The sequence below is a fragment of the Lysinibacillus sp. BF-4 genome, assembly GCF_000743635.1.
GTDB classification, from domain to species: domain Bacteria; phylum Bacillota; class Bacilli; order Bacillales_A; family Planococcaceae; genus Metalysinibacillus; species Metalysinibacillus saudimassiliensis.
Genome location: NZ_JPUW01000065.1, coordinates 1 through 5,788 on the forward strand (window position 1 = coordinate 1; position 5,788 = coordinate 5,788).

Annotated in this window: 5 protein-coding genes; 2 read left to right on the forward strand and 3 right to left on the reverse strand. The window is 40.4% G+C overall.

Annotation, left to right across the window (positions count from 1 at the left end; all coding sequences use genetic code 11):
* Window positions 1-9 precede the first annotated feature (9 nt).
* The gene (locus CH76_RS12895; protein WP_036147136.1) at window positions 10-1,056 is read right to left on the reverse strand and encodes a nitric oxide synthase oxygenase; all 1,047 of its coding nucleotides are present in this window, start codon (window positions 1,054-1,056) and stop codon (window positions 10-12) included.
* A 102-nt stretch (window positions 1,057-1,158) separates the two neighbouring features.
* Window positions 1,159-3,006, reverse strand: coding sequence for an SLC13 family permease (locus CH76_RS12900; protein WP_036147139.1), 1,848 nt, complete (start codon window positions 3,004-3,006; stop codon window positions 1,159-1,161).
* A gap of 197 nt (window positions 3,007-3,203) precedes the next feature.
* Here CH76_RS12900 and CH76_RS12905 point away from each other — a divergent pair, with 197 nt between their 5' ends.
* On the forward strand, window positions 3,204-4,694 hold the full coding sequence (locus CH76_RS12905) for a catalase (RefSeq protein WP_036147143.1): 1,491 nt from the start codon (window positions 3,204-3,206) through the stop codon (window positions 4,692-4,694).
* A 54-nt stretch (window positions 4,695-4,748) separates the two neighbouring features.
* A complete protein-coding gene (locus CH76_RS12910; RefSeq protein ID WP_036147145.1) occupies window positions 4,749-5,084 on the forward strand; it encodes a hypothetical protein in 336 nt (111 codons plus the stop codon).
* On the opposite strand, the gene CH76_RS12915 is transcribed toward CH76_RS12910, so the two are convergent.
* The gene (locus tag CH76_RS12915) at window positions 5,059-5,739 is read right to left on the reverse strand and encodes a hypothetical protein (RefSeq protein WP_036147148.1); all 681 of its coding nucleotides are present in this window, start codon (window positions 5,737-5,739) and stop codon (window positions 5,059-5,061) included. The genes CH76_RS12910 and CH76_RS12915 overlap by 26 nt on opposite strands.
* Window positions 5,740-5,788 lie beyond the last annotated feature (49 nt).

Genomic DNA, 5,788 nt, shown 5'->3' on the forward strand with positions numbered 1-5,788 from the left:
CCTTTATTATTAATAGGGCTTTTTTTGATAAAAGTAATTGGGTGAAAAATAATGATTTTTATAAGGTTTATGGTAGATGTGCGTTGTAGCTGCCGCCATTGGTGGCACAAGCCATGCCCAGTTACCTGTTACAGGACGCTCTGCCTTTTCTTCGGCCTGTTCAAACAATTTAAATTGTTGCGCCGCATTGTGATGATCCACAATACTAACTCCCTGTTCCTTAAATGAGTGTAGCACTGCGACATTTAGCTCTACTAATGCACGGTCTTGCCATAAAGTTGCCTGTGTACTCGTATCTAAATCAAATACGGCCGCAACTTTAGGTAATTGATTATAGCGGTCAACATCGGCAAAATTACGCGCACCTATTTCTGTGCCCATATACCAGCCATTAAAAGGTGCAGCTGGGTACTCAATGCCACCACCGTCTAATTTCATGTTAGCAATCATCGGCACTGCATACCAACGCAGGTCTAATTCGCTAAAACGCTCATTTGTGGGATGCGTCATTGGCACTTCTAGCACATACTCTTTTGGCACTTCATATAAACGCGGTAGTGTATGGTTAACTTGAATGACGAGTGGTAATACATCAAAGCGACCATATTTTGGTTGCCAGCCCAAGTCAATACATACCTTTGTAAATTCTACAGAAGCGGGGTCGCCTATAATACCTTCAGCTGTTTCATACCCTGCGTAGCGCACTAGTTGTTCGTTCCAAATACGCACACGCTCTGGATGAAACACAGTAATCGTTGGACGGATTTTGCCGCCATTGGAAGCAAATTGAATGTGATGTAGTAGACGTTCGAAAATCGTATCATGCGTTAAGGTTTGACGTTCGTCAAATACATGTAGTGATTGCCAAAACAAACGGCCAATGCATTTATTACTATTGCGCCATGCGACACGAGCCGCATGTGTTAGTTCATCCGTTGTTTGCCAATAACTCCCCTTTTCCTTAATAACAGCCATGCGTTGCTCCGCATAACCCTCAGGTTGCTTTGTTTCTTGCTCATATATTGTTAAAAATGAATGTATCTCATCATAATTCATAGGTAATCGTTCCCTTCCTTCTTATCATAAAGAAAAAAGCGCGTAGGCTACAACATTTTTTCGTAACCAAAACATACATATTATATACATGACTTAATTTAGTCAAAAGGGAAAAAATAATGGCACAGCAATCATCATAACAACAAACATGATAATATGAAGCGGCATACCAATTTTAACAAAGTCACCAAATGTATAGCCACCTGCTGTCATAACTAGAGCATTGGTTGGTGAAGCAATAGGTGTAGCAAATGACATACTTGCCGCAATTGCTACTGCCACCATAAATGGCATGGGGCTAACTGCCATAGCAAGCGCCGCACTAAGCGCAATGGGCGCAAATAGTACAGCTGTTGCAGTATTACTAATAAATTGTCCAAAGGTAGCTGTTAAAATATAAATCCCTATCAACACGCCATAAGCACCGTAATCACCTAAAGCTTGAATAATACCTGCTGACAACACATTCATGCCCCCTGTTTTTTCGAGAGCTGTTGCCATAGGTAACATAGCTGCGACTAACACAATACTTTCAAAGTTCATATTGCCATAAGCATCGTCCATATTACGTAAACAGCCCGTAATGACCATTGCTACTGCTCCAATTAATACAGAAATAACAGGTGAAAACACTTCAAATACCATAAGCAATACCATGACAAGCATAATTGCACCTGCGATTGGTGCTTTACCGGTAGCAGCTGCAATAGATGCATGCTCCTTTGGCTGTCCAATCACTACAACATTTTGCGTCTCACGCGCCAGCATTTCGATTTCGTCCCATGCACCTTGTACTAAAATTGCATCACCAAAACGTAAACGATGCTCCGCCATATTTTGTAGCTTATAACCGCCTCTGCGATTAATGCCAATAATATTTAAATTGTATTTTTCACGAAAACCAATCTTACTAATCGTTTGATTGATAAACTGCGAATGTGGTGTTAATAACACCTCTGCAACACCAAGTTGCTTAGAAATTAACTCACTGGCCTCATTATCACTAAATGCGACATGCGTCAGCGAAAAATCTTTAGCAAAACGTGTAATATCTTGCACATCCCCCTGCACATACAACACATCATCTGCATGAATGACACTCGTTGGCCCGGCCATCTCTTGATAGGTCATTGGCAAAAGATTTAAGCCCTCTGTAGATTTGCGGTGAATTTTCATAATACAAAGATGGTAAGTAGCAGGTAACTTTAAATCAGCAAGACGCTGATTTACAATCGTTGAATCTGCCGGCACAGTTAAAGTATAGAGCTGACGATCAAGCTGATAATCCGTCACAAGTTTTTTAGGTGACAGCGTATAGCCTTCCGCGGATTGTGTTCGATTTCTTTTATTAGGTAACAAGTGATTGCGCACTAACACCAAATAACTAATCCCTACTACTAATCCAATAATGCCAATCGGTGTAAGGGCAAAGAAACCCATCTTATCAAAACCATTATCCACCAACACTTGACTAACAATTAAGTTCGGTGGCGAAGCGATTAATGTCATTAAGCCCGATAAACTCGCGACAAATGATAATGGGATTAAAAATTTAGCAGGGCTTTCATTAATGCTTATCGCAATACTTACTACAATAGGCATCATTAACGCGACAGTACCTGTATTACTCATAAATGCGCCAACAATCCCTACAATTACTAACAATAAAATAAATAGTCGGCGCTCACTATCACCTGACCACTTTAATAATAGCTGCCCTGCCATACCTGCTAAACCTGTGCGTAAAATCCCTGCACCTACCACAAATAATCCAGCTATCATAATAACAACCGAATTTGAAAAGCCTGCGAGTGCTTCAGCTGGCGTTAAAATACGCGCTATTACAAAAGCAAGTAGCGCCATGACTGCAACTAAATCTGCGCGTACACGGTTTGTCATAAATAAAAAAATCGTTACGCCTAAAATCGTAAACGTAAGCGTTAATTGCATACTCTATTATTTCCCTTCTATAACTATCATCTCTTACATTGTACCTACTTTTAATAAAAACACACGTGACGTTTTAAATATTTATAAAACGGGAAGTATTTTATTGGACATTTTTTAACTTATGATATATATTACTTATTAAGAATCATTATAATCTAATTTTAATTTTAAATATATTTCTAGGAGGAACTTAAATTATGACAAACTCTCAAGATAAAAGCCGACGCTTCACCACAGCAGGCGGTGCACCAGTAGTAAGTAACCACGACTCAATGTCTGCAGGCCCACGCGGTCCATTATTATTACAAGACGTATGGTTAGTAGAAAAATTAGCTAACTTCAACCGTGAAGTAATCCCTGAGCGACGCATGCACGCAAAAGGTGGCGGTGCGCACGGTACATTCACTGTGACGCATGATATTACACAATACACGAAAGCTAAAATTTTCTCTGAAGTTGGTAAACAAACGCCAATGTTCGCTCGTTTCTCAACAGTAGCTGGTGAACGCGGTGCAGCTGATGCTGAACGCGATATTCGCGGCTTTGCACTTAAATTTTATACTGAAGAAGGTAACTGGGATTTAGTTGGTAACAATACACCTGTATTCTTCTTCCGTGACCCATTACACTTTACAGATTTAAACCACGTGGTAAAACGTGACCCACGTACAAATATGCATAACCCTAATTCAAACTGGGATTTCTGGACTTCTTTACCTGAAGCTATGCACCAATTAACAATTTTAATGTCTGACCGCGGTATTCCATCAGGCTTCCGTAATATGCACGGTTTTGGTTCTCATACGTACTCAATGATTAATGCACAAAACGAACGCGTGTGGGTAAAATTCCACTTCCGTACAGAGCAAGGTATTGATAACTTAACAAATGCTGAAGCTGAAGCTGTTGTAGGTAAAGACCGTGAGTCTTCTCAACGCGACCTTTACACTTCAATCGAAAACGGCGACTTCCCTAAATGGAAAGTGTACATTCAAGTAATGACTGAACAAGAAGCACGTGAACTTCCTTACAACCCATTCGACTTAACAAAAGTTTGGTACAAAGGCGACTTCCCACTAATTCCTGTTGGTGAGTTTGAGTTAAACCGCAACCCTGACAACTACTTTGCTGAAGTTGAGCAAGCTGCATTTGCACCATCAAACATCGTACCTGGTATTAGCTTCTCACCAGATAAAATGTTACAAGGTCGTATCTTTGCTTATGCTGATGCACAACGTTACCGCTTAGGTGTTAACCACTACCAATTACCAGTCAACGCACCAAAATGTCCATTCCGTACATTCCACCGCGACGGTGCAATGCGCTTTGATGGCAACCTTGGTAGCACAATGAGCTATGAACCTAACAGCTACGGTGAGTGGGAACATAACTTAGATTATAAAGAACCAGAATTACCACTTGAAGGTGGCGCTGGCATCCATGATTTCCGTGAGGATGACAATAACTACTTCGAGCAACCAGGTAAATTATTCCGCTTAATGAATGACGAAGAAAAACAACGTCTATTTGATAATACAGCAGGCGATATGGCTCCAGTTGAGGAGTTCATTAAACGTCGTCACATCTTACACTGCTACTTAGCTGATCCAGCGTACGGTGAAGGTGTTGCGAAAGCAATGGGCTTAACGCTTGATGGCATGGACTTAACAAACCCATATACAAAGTAATATACTAGAATGAGGCAGCTGAGGCTGTCTCATTTTTTTTGAGGAGTGATTGTCTTGCTACAGCATTATTTTTCGGTGCAATCGCGTTTTTGGTATATACATCTTGCCTTTATCGGTCTATATATTATGACGAGTTCGGTTTGGCTTGGTCTTTTCGCTATGGTGCTTGGCGCTGGGTTTGCGGACTGGGGTGTATGGTCAAATTTCACTTTTATTTTTGGTACAGGTTTCTTTTTATCTCTTTACCATCTCGTTATTAATTTTATTGGTGTTAGAGCGCTACCAAAAGGAAAACGCCTGCTAACCTTTATTGGTTATCAAGCGCTTAGTTGGTTTTGGTTTAGCTTATTATTTATGGTTTTGACTACGATTCGAACTTTTTTACTTTAATTTTTTCATCTATTGGTGAGAAGCCTGTTGCGTAAACTACGTGAGGCTCCTCACCTTTTTTATTAACCTCAGCTGTTAGTGATATATATTCGTAGCTTAGCTTTTGCTTCGCCATTTCTGCTTTAGCATCCTCCGCAAACTGTGTATATTGTTCAAGCGTCATTGCCGACGCATCTAGTGTAATAAATGCTACGAGTGGATGATTGGGCTCAAAATCTACAGACCATGTCGTATGTGGCTCATGCTCACCCTTTGTCACTTCAAGATACGTTTCAATATGTTTAACAGGCATAGCACTTAGCCAATCACCAATTTGTTGTGATGCCTCTGCCCCAAGCTTAGTCATCATAGGCTCATCTAAACGTGCCTCATAAATCCCATCACGCTTAATTTTATTACCCCAAAAACCACCAATTACCATAGGGTATGCTTGTCCATCAATTGTAGCTGTAAAGTTATAGCCACCTGTTGTAATATCATGCGCCTGCGCTGTAATAGTAATCGCTTCATTTGGATAGGTTGCCTCTACATAATGTGTAGCTGTTGTAGTTGCTAATACTTTTGAAAATGGATTGCCAAAAAAGGCGTTATATATGCCAAGCCCAAAGGTGATAATGGCACTAATTGCGATAATTTTAAACCACTTTTTATTCATCATGTTCCCCCTTAGTATGGCTCTATTATACAAGAAAAAGAGGCTGGGA

Bases quoted from the DNA above. Each gene is read 5' to 3' on its own strand.
- CH76_RS12900 (WP_036147139.1), bottom strand. From the start codon at position 3,006: ATGCAATTAACGCTTACGTTTACGATTTTAGGCGTAACGATTTTTTTA.
- CH76_RS12915 (WP_036147148.1), bottom strand. From the start codon at position 5,739: ATGAATAAAAAGTGGTTTAAAATTATCGCAATTAGTGCCATTATCACC.
- CH76_RS12905 (WP_036147143.1), top strand. From the start codon at position 3,204: ATGACAAACTCTCAAGATAAAAGCCGACGCTTCACCACAGCAGGCGGT.
- CH76_RS12895 (WP_036147136.1), bottom strand. From the start codon at position 1,056: ATGAATTATGATGAGATACATTCATTTTTAACAATATATGAGCAAGAA.